Source organism: Chitinophaga filiformis, assembly GCF_900102545.1.
In the GTDB taxonomy this organism is placed as follows: Bacteria; Bacteroidota; Bacteroidia; order Chitinophagales; family Chitinophagaceae; genus Chitinophaga; species Chitinophaga filiformis.
The window spans coordinates 799,085-818,870 of the sequence record NZ_FNBN01000003.1 but is presented as its reverse complement, the minus strand read 5'-3'; the positions used below and the strand labels follow the sequence as shown (position 1 = coordinate 818,870).

Here is a 19,786-nt window from a genome sequence, read left to right as displayed (position 1 = left end):
AAATTCCTACCATCACTATGAAAAGAATTTCAATAATATTTCTTCAGGCAGTCATCGTGCTTATCGCTATCGTGGCACTTGCCATTCTGATCCGGCTTCCCTTAACCGAAGGAAGAGCCACAAACTTAGACTTGTTTAGCATTTACACTGACCCGCTCATCTTATACGGATACGCAGCATCTATCGCTTTTTTTGTTGCGTTATACAAGGCGTTCAGATTACTGGGATATATCGGACAGAATAAAGTATTCTCATCCAGCTCAGTCAAGGCTTTAAGGAGCATAAAGTATTGTGCAATCGTACTGAGTGTTTTAATTGTGGCGGCAGGAATATACATAAGGATAGCCCATAATAAAGATGACGATCCTGCGGGCTTTATTGCCATGTGCATCGTAACTACTTTTGTTTCTGCCGTAGTTGCAACCGCCGCAGCAATATTTGAGAAAATATTGCAAAATGCCATAGATATGAAATCTGAAAACGACTTAACAATTTAAGCTATGCCAATTATTGTAAACCTAGACGTGATGATGGCAAAGCGAAAAATTTCTCTAAATGAACTTTCTGAAAGAGTTGATTTAACATTATCTAACCTTTCTATCTTAAAGACGGGGAAGGCAAAAGCAATTCGCTTTACCACATTAGACGCAATCTGTAAGGCATTAGACTGCCAACCAGGCGACATCCTGGAATTTGTAAATACTGAAAAGGAAACAACGAATCCCTGACAAACGGTTTTGCAACAGCAGGTGAAACTGATACTGGTTGACTCCAAACGTTCTTGCGCTGACAAACAATAAAGCCCACTCAATAGCAAGCCCCCATAAAGTCAGCTTTATGGGGGCTTGTATAAGGATTAACTTCAATTATACATTGTTAGATGTTACATCATTATTACCTGCTTCCGGAGCAGGGGTATGATCTGCTGCAAGACCTTCCGCAGCCTGTGCTTCTTCCTCCACAGCAACTCCATGCTGCTGTTCATCGTTAGGAGCCAGGTCACTGGTATCAATGCCTTTCTCTTTCTTCTTACGGCTGAAAAGGTTTTTCAGGAAGCCGATAAAGGCAACAAAACCGATAGCGATGAATTTCCAGCCTGCCGCCAGGAACTTCAGTAAAACAGCGAATAAACCGGCTTTCGCAAGTACCTTACCTGCTACCAGTCCGCCAATGGTCCATACCGCTATCTTATCAATCTTCGGATCAAAATCGCTATAGGCATTACCGCTGGTGAAGGATGACATATTCAATACCTTGTCGATGTTGGCTTTAACGAGTGGCAATTCATCCATAGTGCAAACGGCCTTCAGGGAAAGAATACCATGACGTCCCAATACACGTACGTCGTAATTGAGCGTATTAGCACCTTCGTGGCCGCCAAATTTGATTTCCTTGGCCCAGTGCAGCACTTTCTTTTCCTTGTCGTAATAGGGCTTCTGTGCCCATCCAACGATATGAAGGGTAGGATACCCCTCCTTTGTACGCGCTTCGTTGGTTTCCTTTTCATCAGCCTGCATGCTCTTCAGCATGTCGTCGTAGTCAATTTTCTCTGCATCATCATCTTTTACGAACCCCATGTCTTCGTATTCAACAACGAAAGCATAAGAGCCGTCTGTAAAAGGATCGGCGTCTTCCGGAAATATCATACCCAGTACGTTCTCCGCATTGGAAGGAGGATTGCCCCAAAGTTCTGTCAACACCCATTTACTCTGTTCCTGATTGAGGAATTTGAATCCTTTGGGTACGTCAACGGTGGCTTTACCGCCTGGAAGGTTAATAAGGCCGGTTTCAAATTTCTGCGCTTTTCTGACAGAATCAACGTAGTGTTCTATTTGTTCCTTATAGATCTCGGTAGAATCTTTAGTGGGGACTGCTGCATTCAGGGTCAATGCACCCAGCAACAGTACAGTCATGTACAAAGTTTTTAGCATGTAGTGTTCGGTTATAGTTCGATAAAGGGATTTGTTTACGATAATTTCTTTAAAGGGGTAAACCTGAATATTAAACGTTATTGTCCTCAAACGGGGACAAATATAGGGAAATAATTTGCAATGTTGTATGAATAAACAGGTATACCCTATCTGCTACAACAAAGTGCTCGGGGAAGACTTCAATTTCAATCTCCGTATATGTCTTAAGTTCACAATCAATAATCCGAGATCTGGTGCAGGCCTTTATTCTTAAGCTGTTGCAGGATATGAGCCGGCAAATCCGGGCTGCTTAGGGGTAAATCAACGGATAACTTCTCAAAATCTCCTGCGGGTACACGGTCAAATATTTCGTTCAGCGCTACCGGATCTTCACTGAAACTAACACAGGTACTTACAAAATTCATCTGGTTCACACTGAAATCCTTCTGCTTCAGTTTACGGGTAGCATCTTTTACCCGGCCAATAAAATGCCTCTGGCGGATGAAAGTAGTACTGTTCATGATAATGAAAATGTAGTCGGCATAGGCGGTGATCTTGCCGTAATACATATGATTGTCCTTACCACTGCGCTCCACCAGGTATTCATCACCTGATTTGTAAATCTCCATGGCCGAACGCCTTACTCTTTCCTCTTTAGCACCGGGGCCCGTCAGTGGGAGATTACTGTTATAGCAATACCAATATCCTGTAAGGTGGTCCAATAATGCAGTGTTGACCACTCCCAATGGAATATTGATCCTGAGCTCGTGGAAACTGAAAACGGTAGCGGCATTCCGGAGGAAATCCATATAACTGTCATAGCCCAGAATTCCGGCTATGGTATTCATTTTCCCGAAATTAGGACTGCTGATGCCGGCCAATGCTTTTCCTGTCTTTGCAGCTTTCAGCCTTTTAATGATGAGGTGCTCATAAAAATAGTTGTCCCCCAGGAAGGCTGCTTCTTCCTGCAGCTGCTTACCTTTTTGTATTAACTTGTTGAATTCGGCTGAGATATAAAGCCATTCCGCCTTTGACACATCCTCCCAGCTGCTCTTCCTGATAAAATGGTGGGCAATGTAATTCATTAGCCGTTCGAGATGCACCAGTTCGTCTGTTGTCATAATACGATTTTAATACGAAAATAAGTCCCAAAAGGATAATTCCAATACGCCCGTCTTCCCGAACAGGGCGAGCTTTGTATCAGTGAAAAAACAAACAAATGAAACAAACAGTTATGAATCAAACAGCAGCACTTACGCCCGAAGAACAGGAGCTGCTATGGCAAAGGATCTTATCCTTTCCCCTTGATGCCCCTGATGCCCGGCTTCCCTTTTCACGTAGGCTTGCCCGGGAGAACAAATGGGACTACAATTTCGGTTTGAAAGCCATTGAAGAATACCGGAAGTTCATCTTCCTCTGTTGCATCTCGCCACAGGGAGCCTCCCCTTCCAAAGTGATCGATGAGGTATGGCATCTGCACCTGATCTACACAAAGAGCTACTGGGAAGAATTTTGCGGAAAAACCTTGCATCGTAATATCCATCACCATCCCTCGGCAGGCGGACCACAGGAAAGAAACAAACATGAAAACTGGCGGACAGATACGCTTGAGCTTTACCGCAACACATTTCACACGGAACCACCACCTGAATGCTGGGATGACAAATACTCCAACTCTAACTTTCTCCTCCGGTTACTTAAAAAAGCATTCTTCCTTCCACTCCTACTGCCACTCTTCTTTCTTACCGCCTGCAATGAGGCATCTACCGTGTTTGTTCCTCTTATTCTGGGTTTTGTGATAGTCATCGGGACGATTATAGTGGGTTCAGGAGAAAACAAAGGAAAAAAGAATGAGAGCGGCGGTAGCAGTTGTGGCAGTAGTTGCGGAAGTAGCTGCAGCAGTGGATGTGGTAGCGGGTGCGGTGGTGGATGCGGAGGATGTGGAAGTTGATTAAACAGACTTATGAAACAAAGAAATGTAGTACCAATGAATAAAACAGACTACCTACTGGCTATAGCAGGCTATCTCTTATTACCTTGTTTATATGGCGGCATGTTCTTAACCAGTTGGTTCCCATATCATCTCGCAGGCAAACAGTTTCTTGCCTGGTACGTTGTTCACATGGTAAGTGGCCATTTGCTCCTGTATCTTGCCGGCAGATATAGCTCGACCAAGGTAGATAATTTATCTTTCGTCTTCTTATGGATAACCGTTCTGATATCCCTAAGCCGGATCTGCCAGGGCCTGTATCATCATAAACCCATCTTATATTTATGCTTGCTCACTGTGCTTAATGTGCTCCTACTGCGTTTATGGAATAAAAAAAATTGATGCTATGCCGACCCGAAAGAAGAAGATGCTAAACTTCTATTTTTCAGGCCATAACAGGTTCGATTCCTCAAGTGGTGAATCTTATATTAACGCCCTGCAATCAATTTATACTATACAATTTGCATTTGTGAAAAAATATGCGTCTATTTAGATAAATATCAAAACCGTTACATGACGCACAATTTATTCGCTTTTAACCTCCAACTATTTAATAAAATCCCTTTACTGCTATTGCCCGGTAGTTGCTTCTTGTAATCATTCATCTGATGATTTATACCTAAAAACAGCAATGTAAGTCGGGCCTTAATAAACTATGCGCAACATATTCTCACCGGCGCCTATTGTAGTAGTGAGAACTAATTTTTCATCTTTATTCAAATTTTACTCTATGACTTTTTCCTTGAAAAGAGGATTTATTACAGTGATGATGTTCTTTCTTGCCAGCAGTGTTTTTGGACAAGCAGACAGTATTGATCTTTTTGTGCAGAACCAAATGCAACAACGCAAAATACCAGGCTTACAACTGGCAATTGTAAGACATGGAAAAATTATTAAAACAGGCAATTACGGACTGGCCAATCTGCAGGATTCAATTCCGGTAAGTGATAAGACTGTTTTTACCATTAATTCAATCACCAAAGCATTTACAGGCGTCGCAATCGTGCAATTACTGGAAGCCGGAAAAATAAGAATGGATGCACCTGTTTCCCAATACCTTACTGACATACCCGATACGTGGAAGCCGGTAACCGTCCAGCAACTCTTATCGCATATTTCAGGTATTCCGGACATTATAGACGAAGAGGAATCAGTTTTAATAGCCAGCAATCCTGAGGAAGCATGGAGCAAGGTCATTCAAATGCCCAACGACTTTAAACCTGGAGAAAAATTCAGTTATAACCAAACCAATTATTTGCTGCTCGGTCGCATTATTGAAAAATTAAGCGGCATGTCGTTCCAGGAGTTTATTAGAAAAGAGCAATTGGAAAAAGTAGGTATGCCAAAGACCATACAAGCAGGTTTTGGTGCCACAAAAGACATTGTAATGCATGCAGCTGGCGGTTACCAGTATCAAAAAGGGAAACTAACAAACATGTTCTTTTCGCTTCCTCCTGTTTTACAGACAGCAGCAGGTATGAGTTCCACAGCGGGAGAACTGGCAAACTGGGTTATAGCCTTACAAAGCATGCAATTATTGAAACAACCCGCCAGCTTTAAGGCACTTTGGACACCTGCCCTACTGAATAATGGTGAAACTCGTGGCTTTAGCAGATTATTAAATGGTTATGCTGCAGGCTGGCCGGTTATAAAAAGAACTGATCATCCCGCGCTGGCGCCTGTTGGCGGTAACCGTTCGGCGTTATTTGTTTACCCAAATGATGATCTTTCAATTATTGTGCTTACAAACCTGTCAGGTGGTTCCCCGGATGTATTCATTGATGAACTGGCGGGCCTGTTTATTCCAGATATGAAAGAAGCGAATGGCTTTGGACTGTCTCCTTCACTGAAAAATTTGAAAATTTCATTAGATCAATCGGGTTATAAAAATGCAATAGAAGAAGTAAAGAAGCTGAAGAAAACAAAAAGTGGTTTTACTGCTGCAGAGAAAGAAATAAATAGCCTGGGGTATAAACTGCTCTCACAAAAAAGGATCCAGGATGCATTGGAGATATTCAAGTTGAATGTCTATTTATATCCTGACAGTGCTAATGCATATGATAGCCTGGGCGAGATTTATGAAATCTTAGGTAATACAGAATTAGCTATAAAAAATTATGATCAATCACTAAAATTAAATCCTCAAAACAAAAATGCAGATCAACATTTAAAGCTGCTTAGATCTGGGAAATAGAGGAAAGTATTCAATAATCAATACCACCTGGTTCGAAAACATACCGGTAGTAGGCAATAGAAAACAATAAACCTGCTCTATGAGCGGGTTTATTGTTTAGCAAATTTCATGGCGGGAACAGCCCTGATGATTGTCCCAATTGGCCATTGTCGAAGTCGGCTGCCCGTCGTAAGTTTGCTTACAATAATTAAACTTAAACCCGGAGCGTATGCGTAAACTTGTTTCGTTTTTTCATGTTTCTTTGGATGGATATGTAGCCGGTCCTAACGGCGAAATGGATTGGATAAAAGTTGACGAAGAGATATTCGACCATGTTGGTGACCGCGTCAACGATAGTGATACCGCATTGTATGGCCGCGTTACCTGGCAAATGATGGAAGGTTATTGGCCAACAGCTGCTGACCAACCCGGCGCCAGCAAGCACGACATAGAGCATGCCGCCTGGTATAAGAAAGCAGAAAAAATTGTATTGTCTAAAAGCAGGCAGAACGAGCAGTTGCCAAATACTGTTTTCATTAGTGAAGATGTTGAACAGCGCATAAAAGCAATAAAGCGGCAGAACGGTAAGGAGATACTTATATTTGGTAGTCCTTCAGCAACACACTCATTATTGCAATATGATTTAATAGATGAATTCTGGCTGTTTGTAAACCCGGTTATATTAACCAAGGGGATACCACTTTTTAAAAATGTTCCAGAGACAACACAGCTCACACTGGTAAGCTCAAAGTCCTTCGCTAACGGGGTAGTATGTGTGCATTATATGAAGGCTTAAAGGTCCTTTATAAAAGAAGCTGCCTCGAAATTAACCCGGGGCGTCTGATCATTAAATTTAATAGCAGGCCGATAACAATTTTTGCCCGGTCATCTATCAATTGCTGGAATCTTCAGATACAGAACAGCTTTTTGTAGAGAGCTTAAAACTGTTCATGCCCATTCCCTTCTCTGTTGTGAGACTTATTCATATATTTACAAACAACTGTTACTACATGAAAACAACTATCTCGATCGACGATCTACAGTCTATATGGGAAAAGGTTACCCTTTTGCATCACGGACAAACATACGGGGGACATGAAAAAGACCTTAAGATTGAATATATTAATCACATTGGCAGCGTGGTATTTGAAGTCTTTTATGCATTACAGCAAACAGACACATTTGACGGAGAGTTGACTATTACCTGTGCCCTCCTACATGATACAGTAGAAGATACGGAGTTTACAGAGGAAGCACTGACTGAAATTTATGGCAAACGCGTAGCTGCCGGTGTACTTGCTTTAACAAAAAACAACACTTTGCCCAAAGAACAACAGATGCAAGATAGCCTTCAACGTATCCGGCAACAGCCCAAAGAAGTATGGGCGGTTAAAATGGCTGACAGGATCTGTAACTTATATAAACCGCCATATTATTGGGATAATGAGAGGAAAATGAGATACATAGCGGAAGCACAGGAGATACACGCTCAACTCCAAGAAGCGAATCCATATCTCGCTAACAGACTACTCGATAAGATCGAGCAGTATAAAACGTATCTTTCTGATTCGAACATGTAACAGTCCTGGTACGATGGCAAAGGTGGGACATAAATTTCCCGGCTTCTTTGTTTGTGCTTACTAAAAAAAAGTATAATAGCAGAAATTCTATCGTGGTAGGATACCATTAAGATCATGTTCTCAAAAACACAACATGAAAACACTTTTAACACTAGCTTTTCTAATAACGGTAACCAATTCCTTTTCCCAGTCAATCTTTCCGAGTTTAAGTCCGAAGGGAAGAATCGAACAAACAATTGGAATGACAAACATTGCTGTTGATTATGAACGTCCCGCAGCCCGGGGGCGCAAAATATTTGGTGAATTAGTCAAAAATGAAAAATTATGGAGGACCGGGGCGGGGAATTGTACCAAAATCACATTCAGCAAACCAGTTATTATTGATAATAAAAAAATAAACAAAGGAACTTACTCGGTATTTACGATTCCTGCTACAAATGAATGGACTGTAATACTGAACACAGATACAACGCTATATGGAGTAGCATCTTATAACGAAAAAAAGGATTTACTTCGTTTCAAGGTAAAGCCTCAATTGACAGACCGGTATTACGAATCATTGACAATAGACATTGACGTGATTCCAAACAATGCTGTTGTTTACATAGCATGGGAAAAGACCCAAATTTCATTTCAGGTAGAAACAGAATCGGATAAAGTAGCGAACGACTTTATACAACAAAACTTATTAACAGATAAGTCAAAGGATCCGGACGAGTATGCAGCGGCTGCTGAGTATTATTTCTACCTGAACAAAGATTTGGACAAAGCACTACTTCTCATTAATAAAGCTATTAGAAAGAGAAATGAATCCTGGTACTATAGGCAAAAAATTGACATCCTGGAGAAACAAATGAAATATCAGGAAGCAATTGACTGTGCAAATCTTGCTATCTCAGTTGACCAAAAACGAAACGACTGGGATTTAAAGACAAAGCAACAAAGTGAAGAAGAATATAAGAAGCGAATTGAGTTTTTTACAAGCAAACTAAAAAAATAGACAGATAAGAAGGCGATAAATTAATTTAGCGTATCAAAAAAATAATGACGGTTAACAAATAATACTATGAGCAGTCCAAACAATTCTTCAGGCACAGATAAAGTTTCGCATAACGTATATTTTGATGGAAAAGTGCAAAGCCTTGGTATCGAGACAGGGAAAGGGAAAGCAACCGTCGGAGTTATGAAAAAGGGAACCTATGTATTTAATACTGCCTCGCCGGAAACGATGGTAATTATTGAAGGTAACATGAGTACAAAGGTGAGCGGTGGGGACTGGCTTAGTCATAAAAAGGGCGATAGTTTTGAAATTGCTGCACACACGTCATTTGAAGTAATATGTGATGCTGATGTAGCATATATCTGCTACTATAATTAGCGACCCAGGACAACCAGTTAAACCTGGGAAAATACAACCTTGTTCGCACTAATCCTCTGTTAACCTTAGTATCAGATACCTATTTCTGGTTCATTAAAATGAATGAAACTACTTAAATTAAGTATATTCATCATTATATTTGACCTATAAGACCTATGCCTGATAAAAATGGACCGTGTAAATAACATCTGGTACAAACATGCCTTGTATATTATCTTCTTATTCCTGCTATCCTTTACCACTTATGCCCAGCAAGTCATTGAATTGAAAAATCCATCACTTGAGGCAGAAGACGATATGGCCACCGTTCTTGCAGTAGACTGGGACAGCGATAAACCATTTCCTAATACCGGGCCCGGATCCGGCTACGAACCTTCCAGACCGGCCAGCCATGGCAGACATTGGATAGAAATGTACTGCAGGTATGGATATAACATGTATTCTGTTCCGGAAAATCAACTGGAATTTTACTCGCAGGCTATAGGACAACAATTGGCAGGGACCTTGTATGCAGGTAAGACATATATGCTTTCATTTGACCTTCGCATGCCAGTTAAAGAAAAACTGCATGAGGAAGTAGCCTATGGGTCACTGGTAATCTGGGGCAGTGCCGCCAGGAGAGCAGAAGAAGAACTTCTTTATGCCTCGGGAAGGATCTATAATGATGACTGGAAAAGATTTACTGCCTTCTTCACTCCTTCAAAAGATCTTCAGTATATCCGTATTACTTCTGCACAGGTGGGAAATGACACGGTGAATGTTGTTACATTTATTGACAATCTGTCACCAATCACTGAGACACTGCAGCTGGATATTACCACCGGGGGCGCATGCCCGGATGACTCCAACGGGTTTGCCAGTGTGAACATGCGCAATCAGACGGAAAACTATGATTTTCTGTGGACACCGGGAGACTATACGACCTCCAGTGTAAGCAATCTATCTGCCGGAACCTATCAACTGACTGTAACGGGAAAATCGTCGGGAACTGTCTCCAAGAGAGAAGTTGTTATTCCATCACTGGATTTTACAACGGTACAAAGCGTTACAGGCGCCAGCTGCTACGGTATGAGTGACGCATCGATAGAGATAACTGCCAGCAACGGACAGGCTCCATACACCTACACTCTTGATAATCAGACTTCCAATACTTCCGGCGTATTTAACAACCTGCGTGCAGGCCTTCACATCGTGCAGTTAGAGGATCAACGATGCGTTACACAGGTAAGCGTGAATGTGCCTGAACCAGCACCCTTACAGTTACAGAATGTACAAACCAAAGCTATTATATGCACCACTGCCTCAGATGGTCAGATCATCCTCACTCCTACCGGAGGAACATATCCTTATAGCTATTCAATCAATTCCGGGCGTTCCGTATCCGACAGTATTTTCACTAACCTGGATGATGGAACATACCAGTATACAGTAACTGACAGCCATCTTTGTACTGTTGACGGGCAGGCCTACATCGATAGAAACCTAAGAGACTGTGCAGTTTATGTACCAACTGCTTTCAGCCCAAATGGAGACGGTAATAACGACGTATTCCGCATCAAACTGCAAGACGCGATCACTGATTATAAACTTTCGGTATTCGGTCGTTGGGGCCAACTGGTTTACGAAAGCAACGATCCTCACTCCAGCTGGAATGGCAAATTGAAAGAAATGCCGCTTCCGGCCGGCAGTTATGTCTGGTCCATCACCTACACTAACAGTAGCAGGCAACCAATCAAACAAACAGGTGTGCTGATGATGATCCTATAAGGGAAAGAGAGCATAGCATTATGACAAAACGCCGAAGACAATATCTCCGGCGTTTCAGTTTTTAGTTCTTTCATTTTAAGGTAGGCGATAGAATATAGGGGAAAAAGTATGACTGTCCACCGTTGAAAATAATCATCTAATAATCAGGCAAATATCAGCCTCACCAGCAATCAAATAGTAGTAAAACCAGTAGGAGGAATGGTAACGGTGGTGTCAGGAGCCGTTTTAGCGTCACGGCCATTTTTAACAACTACAGGTCGTTCTTCGATTTTGCATTTGCAAACGACACGTTTTTTGATTTGGAGTTTTTTGGTCGACATAGAACTTGATTTAGGATTTAGGATTAATTAGACTATCCTAAGTTTGTCTTTTATAAAAAAGACGCATAATTCTTTCGACCAAACACATCTATTCTTCGACAGAGATGGGACCGCTACCCATTATAATATATTAAAACAATTCAACTATATGTTTTTTCACGTCTTCCCAATAGGTGGGGCCAATAGGGATCCTTTTAACCGTAGGCAGGTTAATTTCAATGTGCATGTCCTGGATATATTTAATAGCGCTTTTACGAACGATACAGGAACGATTAACACGTAAAAAAAAAGGGGGAGGCAGCAATTCCTCTATTTTATTCATGGTAATGTTCAAAATAACTTTCCCGGTTGGCATTTGTAATTCCATATAGTCTTTTAACGCCTGCACCAGGATAATATCTTCTATACATATCTGCACCCGCTTACGCCCTTCTTTAGCCCATACATAGTTCTTTGTCTCGCCACTTTTAGGGGCAGCGACGGAAGAATGCTGTATTTGCTTCAATTTAAAAAGTTCATTTGCCTTGGTAACTGCTTTGAGGAAGCGCTCAAAAGCAACAGGTTTCAACAGATAATCTACCGCATCCAGCTCATAACTCTCGAGGGCATATTCATGGAATGCAGTGGTAAAAATCACCAGGATATTCTTCTGACGAAGAATACGCAACATTTCCAATCCGGTCATTTCCGGCATCTGTATATCCAGAAAAATTAAATCCGGCTGCGTTTCCTGTATTGATTCCAATGCCATTATCGCATTGTCACAAATACCCACAATGTTTAAATAACTTACTTTCCTGGATAGATTTTCCAGGATCTGCTGGGCAATGGGTTCATCATCAACTATCAGAACTTTCATTGTAAAATTGGGTTAGGGTATAGGTTATAGTTTTAATATCAGCGCCACTTCATAAACGTCGTCTGTTTCTTTTATGTCCAGACTGTAGCGCGTTTGATATTCCAACTCAAGCCTGCGTCTTACATTTTTAAGACCAAGACCACCTGTTGATTCATTATTCCTTTTGCCTGTGGCTGCAACGGGTTTATTATTTGCAGAATGGAAAGTCAAAATGCCATCTTTCTCTGTCATAGACAATTTAATCCATGCGCTCCTGATAGTAGCATTTATCCCATGTTTAAAGGCGTTCTCGATAAAGTTAATTAAAATTAGGGGTTTAATAATTTTTTCTTTGTTTTCAACCTGTTCAAAATCATACTCTATCTGCACCCGACTTTCCTTGTACCGCATTTTTTCAAGAAGCAGGTAATTAGTCAAAAATTCTATTTCCTCTTTAAGCGTAATGTGTTCTTTTGCACTATCATATAAAGAAAAGCGTAGTAAATTGGACAATTGAATAACCACTTTGCTCGCTTCCTCGTTATGAATGATCAGCCCATATATGCTGTTTAGTGTATTGAATAAGAAATGTGGCTGTATCTGTGCCCGCAGAAAGCTTATTTCCATGGAATTCTTTTCCTGGGCAATAGCTAGCTTTTCAAGGGAACTTTCATGGAAATCTTTACCTATTTTTATAATGATCCCGAAGGTATTAAACCATATTATTAAGGATAGTATCCAAAGGAGCAGCTCCCCATTAAAAGCCTTCCTGAAACTATTCACCGCAAAATTCTGGTATAACCTGGTAATAACTGCGTCTTCAGGAAACAGATACTTTAACAGGTTCAAAGAACTGGTTGTTATCAATAATGATACTAAGTAAATGGCCAGGATATCCAGTATCATTAAGACCCACCTTCTTTTCCTTATATGCTGAAAACCAAAATAACATACAAAGTAGTGAATCAGGATAGTATTGAACAATACGCCAGTCGAAAAGAGTGCGCTTTTAGTATTAAAGACACTGGCCTTGAAAGAGTATGATGTGATTGCCATGATAAAAAACAACATCATCACCCAGTACAAAATATGCAACAACCGCTTCGCTGACTCATTAGGATATATAGAAAACTCGTTACTTCGCTCCATTTTTCTGATGCACTATTTGATTATAATACTTTCCACAAAAGGAATATGCCATATATTCCATAAAACGCTGTTCTGTAGTAAACCACCTGTTCATGCTCATGTGTATGTAGCTTGAAATATTGTCTAAAGGCAATCCCATACACGCTAACTTAACGGTCCTTTCGGCAAAGATGTAATTAAATCGCTCGCTATTCAAAAAATCTGCAACCGGCCTTCTCCATTCCTGGTATTGCGCATTTACCTGCCGCTTTATATCACGTCCAAATTCACGGGCGAAAGCATCAGACATCTCCGTACAGAAAGCAATTCTTTCCTCCAATGACAGTCCATACAAAGATAGCCAGTTATCCATATTTTTAACGGAAGTCAAAAATCTTATCTGCTCATCATCTTCAAAGTCTTCCTCTTCCAGACAGGCAAGCAATGAAAGGCTGTCATGAAAAAATATCTCTTCTGTTAGTAACATATACTCATCGCCGTAACGTTCAATTTCCCTCTGGTAGGTATCCTGCTGTACCTTCCAAACCAGCTTATCCTCCAAATATGGATGCAATATATCATAAATATACTTTGTGACTGCAGCATACTGCTCCCCCACTCCGTTATCGACTAAATGCAACCGGAACCTGATGTGGTAATGCGGATCTGTATAGCGAATGAAGAAGGCCCGATCGATCATTTTCTTCTTCACGAGAAAATCGATAACAGGCTTTACCACCTTTAACAGGATGGTATCTGACGCTTTTGCACCACAGAATATTTTGAAATATACCCACTCGCTACCAGGCTCAAAAACACGCTGAGTTTTCCCCTCCTCTTCCTTTGCAATTGAATGTATCTTCACTGGCTTCTGCTTAGCTAAGGGAAGAATAAACTGCTGCACAAATGGCTCTCTGTTCTTGCCTTCATCAGGCATATTGTTATCCCATAACCATTCCACCAGTTTTACCGTACTACATCCCTTCATCTCTTTTAGCAGCACCTGCAAATAAGTCTCATTCTCTGTGTCAATGAATAGTTCATTATCACCTTCGCAGAAACATACCAATTTTGCCACTTCCCACCTGGATAAAAAAAGTCTGAGTGCTGCCAGCTGATCATCAGCCTGCATAATATCCTGCATGTCAGATTCCCGCAGAAACCAGGTAGCACGATGTAAGATGAAATGCTTGTAACTGATACGTGGTAAAAACCGCTTATACTGCGCCAGGGATCCCCAATTAATTTCAAAACCCGACTTTCCCTGATGCTGCAGTGACGCTAAGAATTTATATACCGCAATAGAACTGTTTGCGTAATTATGAGCATTTGATAGCCTTGGAATGACACGTTTATTCCATTTGCGTGAGCGGAGAATAATCTCGTCCCGTTGAATAGAAACCATCATATCCTCAATGGTCAATTGCCCTTCACCAGCCAATGCACTGGCTCCCAGGAAAGGAATTTCATAGTCGTAAAACCGTTCCCTTCTTGCAATATTACTTACCCTGCCTTCAGGAATATGTATGATCTCAGCAAAAGCGATGTGTTTATTTGCTTTCATCTCATCGTCGGCAAGTTCCCTGCAAAAAGCATTCATTTCCTCTTCCAGATGCGCAAACCTGCCTAATAATATATTGGCATGTGCGCCCCCAATATGCTGCAACAACATATCTCCCGAAGGAAGACAGGCGCCCATTACAGTAAAATAATTGGCAAGCTGGTCTGATTTATCCTCCAGCTTCTCAAAATCTTTGTCCTGGAGTTGGATTCCCTTTCTCAAGGTACTCCTATCCCAGGATTCTATTCTATCCTGCAGCCAGGCATTACATTCACTGGTTTTTCTGCCTACTTTTTTTTTAGCAGGCAAATTCATTTTTTCCGCTAATGAGTTGTGCGCCACATTACCAATATTGTCAGTAGCTGGAAATCCAATACCAAACTCGGGATCCAATACCTCCGCCAATGAAACCTCCTGGGTTTCATATTTTTCAGTAAACCTCTTCTTAAACCGGTCTACCTGCACTTCCACCGGAGATACGGTATGAGACAGTTTACTTAATATGGCAATTGCTTTCCCCATTTCCTTTAGGTCCGACCTGGGGAACACAAATCGGGCAGGTGCTGGTTGCTTCAGGTCAGCATGAAAAATATGACGTTGCGTCACCTCAATATCCAGGCCCTTAAGTATCGTTTCCAAATGACCTATATCATCGACCGGCAAAACGCCAAGAGGGAGGTCTTCAAATTTCCTCAGTACTTGCTGGATTTCTTCAAACAAATTAAGAAAGGGCGCTACTGCTGCAACAGGCAGTTTCATTAATCTTTCCAGCACGCTATGGATACGTTCCAACTCATTTCCAATAGTCAATCCCAACTGTAATTCACTCACCAGGAACTGCGTTTCTACCAACTCTCCTGCAAATGCCTCAAACTCTTCATAAGTGTTATCCTCGCCAAGTGCAGCATACATATGGGCAATAGTAACAGCTTTATGCTGACGTATCAGTGCAATAATCCTTTCCAGCAAGTCTGTGTGATCAATAGAACTGATTTGATGCTGATATTTACCATCCTCAACGATGGTCTCTATAAAACGGTATTGTCCTGCGATATGATATAAAGAGTCATTTACCTGGTACCGCAGATGAACCCATAAGGCAGGATGTTTCTCTACCTTTTTTATGATCTGCTGCAATAAGCCCATGTCAATGCGTACCTTCCGTTCACTGATCTTATCAGCCCGCTCTCCACAACCATCTATATCAACTAAAGTGCATCCTGCATAAATGCCATAAGGAGTGGACCGTGTACTTGCACGAATAGCATACTTTTTTAAAGTATGCATCAGTTTATGGTGCTTCGAAGTATCGAGATTTCCGTTTTTAAATTCCAGTACCGTTTCATAAAGTTGCGGAGAACTCCAGTAAAGGCCTTCAACAAATACAGGGTCTCCCAGCATGCTAAAAACAACCTTGTCAAGATCGAGTGTTTTATTCTGCTGATCAAATAAACAAGCATAAGAGTATAGGGGCGTTCTTATAACAACCTTACCATAGTCTTTAAAGGATCCGTCCTGCATATTATTCGTTAAGTACTGGATTGCAGATAATGTATACGTAGAAATGGGCTACCAAAAACAATATATGCAAAAATTACAATTCCTCAAACAGGTTCTACGCGGATCAATTAAAATATACTTCCAAAAATTCTCTGAAAAATACTTCTGTCACTTAACACTATCTCAGCACTTCCTTCCATCACCGGTAATATGGGTATCTCCTTTTTTTCAGAGGTGATGATCTTCTGCTGCTTCAGCTCAACATAAGCAAGGTGCTCGCCATCCATCTGTACAGGAAGAATGGAAGAAACAGTTCCCTCCAAAAATCCATATTCATTACTTGGGAAGTCTGCCAGTTCAATTTTAACAGATTGCCCTACTTTTACGTTACCGGCACGCTTGCTGTTGTACTTCACCTTTATTTCAGCCTTGGACGATTTAGGTACTACCCATATAATCTGATCCAATGTATTCTTTTCATCTATCCCCTTAGTGATATAAATTTTACCTGCCATTGGAGTAATGGTATAATAATTTTTCCCTTCCTTTGGATCGTAACGTGTCAGCAATGTATCACCGGGAGCAACCTGATCTCCATTTTTTACAAGGTAGTTAAACCTGAAATTGGAATTTTCATCCGTCCTTCTTATAGTGACTTTCCCAGGTTGGTTTTCACTCTGCATCAGCACCGTTCCATGAAGTATATCCGGGAAACGAATCAGGTTAGCAATCATTAAACCCAATATGCCCACTGCAAATAAAACAGTGATCCCCCAACGGACGATCCAGGTGGGGATATTCCCAACTACCTCTTCCATTTCATTACTCCTGATTTCTAAAGATTGGTTATTCTCTGGCATACTTTTACTTTTTTATGCTGCACCTAATTCTAATTGATTCTTAACTAACTCAAAATAATACCCTCTGCTTTTTGTCAATTCACTATGATGCCCTTCTTCCACAATCTCTCCATCTTTCATCACAATGATCTGATCAGCATTTTTCACCGTACTTAACCTATGCGCTATTACCACGACCGTTCTTCCTTTATAAAACTGGTTCAGGTTTTCCATGATCACTTTCTCATTATTTGCATCAAGTGCACTGGTAGCTTCATCAAAGAACAAATACTTTGCATCTTTATATACAGCCCGGGCTATGAATAAACGCTGCTTCTGGCCACCACTTAAACCAGATCCGGAATTGCCGATCCGCGTAGTGAATCCCAAAGGCAGTTTCGCAATAAACTCATGCATATTGGCAATCCTAACTGCTTCGTATAATCTTTCCTCATTAATTCTTTCTCCGTCCACAGCAATATTCCTTGCGATGGAGTCGGAAAAAACAAACCCATCCTGCATTACAGTTCCAACGTTATTACGCCACAACTGAGCAGATATATCCTGTAGATTCACTTCATCTACTAAGATCTGCCCTTCAGCAGGCGGATAAAACTTCAATAATAATTTCAGTAAAGTGGTTTTCCCACTTCCGCTGGCGCCCACTATGGCAGTCACTTTTCCCTTGGGAATATGCATGCTGATATTCTTCAGCACAAGCGGACTTTTAGGCGATCCATATCTAAAAGAAAGATTAGAAATAGTAATGCCATCGCCGGTGTTTCTCCGGATGCTTTTGGTAAACAGCTCATGGCTTAAATACAAAGCATCTGAACTATTTTCAGGTTCCCTTGGCCACTTATTCTCGTTATACCCGATAAGATCTTCGCTTGTCTCTTCTTCAGGTTTGCTGTGGATTTCGTTAAGCCTGTCAAGACTTATCTTTGCATCCTGGACGTTCTTTATAAATAAAATAATCTGGTCCAGGGGGCTGTTCATCTGCCCCACGATGTAAGAAATACTGAGCATTACACCGAGGGTGATCTGTTGTTCGATCACCAGTTTAGCCGCCAGATAGCTTATCACAATATTTTTAAGCTGGGTAAAGAACGAGGCGCCTATCCCCTGGTATTGCTCCAATGCCAGGCTTTTAATATTGACCTTGAATAATTTAGCCTGAATACGCTCCCACTCCCACCTCCTTGCTTTCTGGCTATTATAAAGCTTAATTTCCTGCATGCCGGTGATAATCTCAAACAAGCTGTTCTGATTTTCCCTGGCTCTTTGAAAACGATTATAGTCAATATTCTTCCTTCTTTTCAGAAAGATAGAAATCCAAAAGATGGATAGCGCACTACCAAGTGCAAAGACCACCAATAATTTTGTATTATAAATGGATAGTACAAATGAGAAAACAAAGAGGTTAATGATAGAAAACAATGTACTGAGTGTTGATCCTGTCAGGAAAGACTCAATTCTCTTATGATCATTGATACGCTGCGTAATATCGCCCACATTCTTTGATTCAAAAAAGTTGATGGGCAGTTTCATCAGCTTGATCAAAAAATTGGAGATAATACTGATACTAATACGCGTACTTATATGCAACAGTATCCAGTTCCTGATAAGATCAACCGCTATCCCACCAAGGAAAAGCAGTAACTGGGAAAGCAGGATCAGATATATAAAGTTCATATTCTTACGACTTACCCCAAAATCAACCAGGCTTTGCGTAAGGAACGGGAAACACATACTAATAAGACTCGCGAGCAGCATTCCCAGGATCAACTGAACAAAATATCGCTTATAGGGCCTCAGATACCCCACAAGGAAACCGAATCCGCTCTTCACAGTTGGCGCCTCCTCTCCCATTCGATAGAATTCAGGAGTAGGTTCTATCAGCAAAGCAATTCCCTTCTTGTCGGCCGAACTAACCCAGCACTTTTCAAACACATCCCTTTCCACCCTTACCAGGTTATGGCCGGGATCTGCAATCACTAACCGTTCCACCGGACGGAAAAGATTCTTCTTCTCCACTCCATATAACACTACATAATGTTCCTGGTTCCAATGCAATACGCACGGAAGAGGGATTTGTTGTGTAAGCTGCTCGTAGGTCAATTTCGCCGACAGCGTTTTGAACCCTATTTTCTCTGCAGCCTCACTTAATCCCAATAAGCTAACACCATTCTTAGTGATATATGAATTCGCCCTCAGGTAATCCAGTGAATACTCTTCCCCATAATAGGCAGCAATCATACGTAAACAGGTTGGACCACAATCCATGTAGTCCAACTGTTTATAAAACTTGTATTTTTTACTAAATAAAGCCATTGCATTGGAGTTTAAAAATCAGTTGCCGTATTCAGCCATTTATTACTCCCCTGTGGTAGGCCAGTGTGTATCGACAGTAGTATCATCATCATTCTTTCCACCCGAAATATCACCGCCATCGATCTCCTCTATATCGCCATCACCTTCACCCTCACCTTTGCCTTTAATAATTCCAAATGACTTCAGTTTATCAATATCCACGATATTGCCTTTCTTGTCTTTGGGTTTGTCTTTTTTGTTTTTTTTCTTCTGTGACATGACACGTTATTTAGTTTGATTAATATCAATTAACAAATCGGTAGTTTTGAATGACTGATTAGCGGCATCATCCTGTTCATAAATAGGAGGCTTATATTCTTTAAACCCTCCATACAATGCATCCGACTCTTCTTTCTTTATCTCGAAAGCCGTGCACTGCTCCAATCCAGGTTTGGTATTTCTACTAAATAAATCTTTTAGCTTCTTCAT

At 41.0% G+C, this 19,786-nt stretch carries 19 protein-coding genes; 9 read left to right on the top strand and 10 right to left on the bottom strand.

All coding sequences use genetic code 11. The annotated features are described in order from the left end of the window. The first annotated feature begins 17 nt into the window (after window positions 1-17). Window positions 18-497 (top strand): DUF2975 domain-containing protein, encoded by a 480-nt coding sequence (locus tag BLR32_RS15525; RefSeq protein WP_089833323.1) that lies wholly within the window; start codon window positions 18-20, stop codon window positions 495-497. Window positions 498-500: 3 nt separating this feature from the next. Beyond that, the gene (locus BLR32_RS15520) at window positions 501-728 is read left to right on the top strand and encodes a helix-turn-helix domain-containing protein (RefSeq protein ID WP_089833321.1); all 228 of its coding nucleotides are present in this window, start codon (window positions 501-503) and stop codon (window positions 726-728) included. 138 nt (window positions 729-866) lie between these two features. Here BLR32_RS15520 and BLR32_RS15515 read toward each other — a convergent pair whose 3' ends face one another. Both BLR32_RS15515 and BLR32_RS15510 read right to left on the bottom strand, forming a co-directional pair. After that, the gene (locus tag BLR32_RS15515) at window positions 867-1,913 is read right to left on the bottom strand and encodes a DUF2167 domain-containing protein (RefSeq protein WP_218124198.1); all 1,047 of its coding nucleotides are present in this window, start codon (window positions 1,911-1,913) and stop codon (window positions 867-869) included. Between the two features lie 233 nt (window positions 1,914-2,146). Next, window positions 2,147-3,031 (bottom strand): hypothetical protein, encoded by an 885-nt coding sequence (locus BLR32_RS15510; RefSeq protein ID WP_143011484.1) that lies wholly within the window; start codon window positions 3,029-3,031, stop codon window positions 2,147-2,149. Between the two features lie 113 nt (window positions 3,032-3,144). On the opposite strand from BLR32_RS15510, the gene BLR32_RS15505 reads away from it, so the two are divergent. The 7 genes from BLR32_RS15505 to BLR32_RS15475 all read left to right on the top strand — a co-directional run bounded on the left by BLR32_RS15505 (window position 3,145) and on the right by BLR32_RS15475 (window position 10,798). Then, the gene (locus BLR32_RS15505) at window positions 3,145-3,861 is read left to right on the top strand and encodes a glycine-rich domain-containing protein (protein ID WP_176842301.1); all 717 of its coding nucleotides are present in this window, start codon (window positions 3,145-3,147) and stop codon (window positions 3,859-3,861) included. Between the two features lie 769 nt (window positions 3,862-4,630). After that, window positions 4,631-6,094, top strand: a complete 1,464-nt coding sequence (locus BLR32_RS15500) for a serine hydrolase (protein WP_089833312.1) — start codon at window positions 4,631-4,633, stop codon at window positions 6,092-6,094. Between the two features lie 208 nt (window positions 6,095-6,302). Next, a complete protein-coding gene (locus tag BLR32_RS15495) occupies window positions 6,303-6,869 on the top strand; it encodes a dihydrofolate reductase family protein (protein WP_089833310.1) in 567 nt (188 codons plus the stop codon). Between the two features lie 214 nt (window positions 6,870-7,083). Continuing rightward, window positions 7,084-7,653: an HD domain-containing protein gene (locus tag BLR32_RS15490; RefSeq protein WP_089833308.1), complete on the top strand. Its 570-nt coding sequence runs from the start codon at window positions 7,084-7,086 to the stop codon at window positions 7,651-7,653. 133 nt (window positions 7,654-7,786) lie between these two features. Beyond that, window positions 7,787-8,653, top strand: a complete 867-nt coding sequence (locus BLR32_RS15485; protein WP_089833306.1) for a DUF2911 domain-containing protein — start codon at window positions 7,787-7,789, stop codon at window positions 8,651-8,653. Between the two features lie 66 nt (window positions 8,654-8,719). After that, a complete protein-coding gene (gene ppnP / locus BLR32_RS15480) occupies window positions 8,720-9,031 on the top strand; it encodes a pyrimidine/purine nucleoside phosphorylase (protein WP_089833304.1) in 312 nt (103 codons plus the stop codon). 168 nt (window positions 9,032-9,199) lie between these two features. Continuing rightward, on the top strand, window positions 9,200-10,798 hold the full coding sequence (locus BLR32_RS15475) for a T9SS type B sorting domain-containing protein (RefSeq protein ID WP_089833303.1): 1,599 nt from the start codon (window positions 9,200-9,202) through the stop codon (window positions 10,796-10,798). A 170-nt stretch (window positions 10,799-10,968) separates the two neighbouring features. Here BLR32_RS15475 and BLR32_RS34050 read toward each other — a convergent pair whose 3' ends face one another. The 8 genes from BLR32_RS34050 to BLR32_RS15440 all read right to left on the bottom strand — a co-directional run bounded on the left by BLR32_RS34050 (window position 10,969) and on the right by BLR32_RS15440 (window position 19,786). Beyond that, window positions 10,969-11,118: a hypothetical protein gene (locus BLR32_RS34050; protein ID WP_176842300.1), complete on the bottom strand. Its 150-nt coding sequence runs from the start codon at window positions 11,116-11,118 to the stop codon at window positions 10,969-10,971. A 130-nt stretch (window positions 11,119-11,248) separates the two neighbouring features. Further along, a complete protein-coding gene (locus BLR32_RS15470) occupies window positions 11,249-11,977 on the bottom strand; it encodes a LytR/AlgR family response regulator transcription factor (protein WP_089833301.1) in 729 nt (242 codons plus the stop codon). Between the two features lie 24 nt (window positions 11,978-12,001). Further along, the gene (locus BLR32_RS15465; RefSeq protein WP_176842299.1) at window positions 12,002-12,805 is read right to left on the bottom strand and encodes a sensor histidine kinase; all 804 of its coding nucleotides are present in this window, start codon (window positions 12,803-12,805) and stop codon (window positions 12,002-12,004) included. A 286-nt stretch (window positions 12,806-13,091) separates the two neighbouring features. After that, window positions 13,092-16,166: a lantibiotic dehydratase gene (locus tag BLR32_RS15460; protein ID WP_089833297.1), complete on the bottom strand. Its 3,075-nt coding sequence runs from the start codon at window positions 16,164-16,166 to the stop codon at window positions 13,092-13,094. Window positions 16,167-16,273: 107 nt separating this feature from the next. After that, complete coding sequence (locus BLR32_RS15455) at window positions 16,274-17,005, bottom strand: putative HlyD family type I secretion protein (protein ID WP_089833296.1); 732 nt, start codon at window positions 17,003-17,005, stop codon at window positions 16,274-16,276. A 12-nt stretch (window positions 17,006-17,017) separates the two neighbouring features. Continuing rightward, on the bottom strand, window positions 17,018-19,318 hold the full coding sequence (locus BLR32_RS15450; protein ID WP_089833293.1) for a peptidase domain-containing ABC transporter: 2,301 nt from the start codon (window positions 19,316-19,318) through the stop codon (window positions 17,018-17,020). A gap of 42 nt (window positions 19,319-19,360) precedes the next feature. Beyond that, complete coding sequence (locus BLR32_RS15445; RefSeq protein ID WP_089833291.1) at window positions 19,361-19,576, bottom strand: hypothetical protein; 216 nt, start codon at window positions 19,574-19,576, stop codon at window positions 19,361-19,363. Between the two features lie 6 nt (window positions 19,577-19,582). Beyond that, window positions 19,583-19,786, bottom strand: a complete 204-nt coding sequence (locus BLR32_RS15440) for a hypothetical protein (RefSeq protein WP_089833289.1) — start codon at window positions 19,784-19,786, stop codon at window positions 19,583-19,585.

Excerpts from the sequence above, each read along its gene's own strand:
- BLR32_RS15475 (WP_089833303.1), top strand. The coding sequence starts at position 9,200 with ATGGACCGTGTAAATAACATCTGGTACAAACATGCCTTGTATATTATC.
- BLR32_RS15505 (WP_176842301.1), top strand. The coding sequence starts at position 3,145 with ATGAATCAAACAGCAGCACTTACGCCCGAAGAACAGGAGCTGCTATGG.
- BLR32_RS15525 (WP_089833323.1), top strand. The coding sequence starts at position 18 with ATGAAAAGAATTTCAATAATATTTCTTCAGGCAGTCATCGTGCTTATC.
- BLR32_RS15495 (WP_089833310.1), top strand. The coding sequence starts at position 6,303 with ATGCGTAAACTTGTTTCGTTTTTTCATGTTTCTTTGGATGGATATGTA.
- BLR32_RS15510 (WP_143011484.1), bottom strand. The coding sequence starts at position 3,031 with ATGACAACAGACGAACTGGTGCATCTCGAACGGCTAATGAATTACATT.
- BLR32_RS15455 (WP_089833296.1), bottom strand. The coding sequence starts at position 17,005 with ATGCCAGAGAATAACCAATCTTTAGAAATCAGGAGTAATGAAATGGAA.
- BLR32_RS15440 (WP_089833289.1), bottom strand. The coding sequence starts at position 19,786 with ATGAAGAAGCTAAAAGATTTATTTAGTAGAAATACCAAACCTGGATTG.
- BLR32_RS15485 (WP_089833306.1), top strand. The coding sequence starts at position 7,787 with ATGAAAACACTTTTAACACTAGCTTTTCTAATAACGGTAACCAATTCC.
- BLR32_RS34050 (WP_176842300.1), bottom strand. The coding sequence starts at position 11,118 with ATGTCGACCAAAAAACTCCAAATCAAAAAACGTGTCGTTTGCAAATGC.
- BLR32_RS15500 (WP_089833312.1), top strand. The coding sequence starts at position 4,631 with ATGACTTTTTCCTTGAAAAGAGGATTTATTACAGTGATGATGTTCTTT.
- BLR32_RS15450 (WP_089833293.1), bottom strand. The coding sequence starts at position 19,318 with ATGGCTTTATTTAGTAAAAAATACAAGTTTTATAAACAGTTGGACTAC.
- BLR32_RS15445 (WP_089833291.1), bottom strand. The coding sequence starts at position 19,576 with ATGTCACAGAAGAAAAAAAACAAAAAAGACAAACCCAAAGACAAGAAA.
- BLR32_RS15515 (WP_218124198.1), bottom strand. The coding sequence starts at position 1,913 with ATGACTGTACTGTTGCTGGGTGCATTGACCCTGAATGCAGCAGTCCCC.
- BLR32_RS15520 (WP_089833321.1), top strand. The coding sequence starts at position 501 with ATGCCAATTATTGTAAACCTAGACGTGATGATGGCAAAGCGAAAAATT.
- BLR32_RS15470 (WP_089833301.1), bottom strand. The coding sequence starts at position 11,977 with ATGAAAGTTCTGATAGTTGATGATGAACCCATTGCCCAGCAGATCCTG.
- ppnP (WP_089833304.1), top strand. The coding sequence starts at position 8,720 with ATGAGCAGTCCAAACAATTCTTCAGGCACAGATAAAGTTTCGCATAAC.
- BLR32_RS15460 (WP_089833297.1), bottom strand. The coding sequence starts at position 16,166 with ATGCAGGACGGATCCTTTAAAGACTATGGTAAGGTTGTTATAAGAACG.
- BLR32_RS15490 (WP_089833308.1), top strand. The coding sequence starts at position 7,084 with ATGAAAACAACTATCTCGATCGACGATCTACAGTCTATATGGGAAAAG.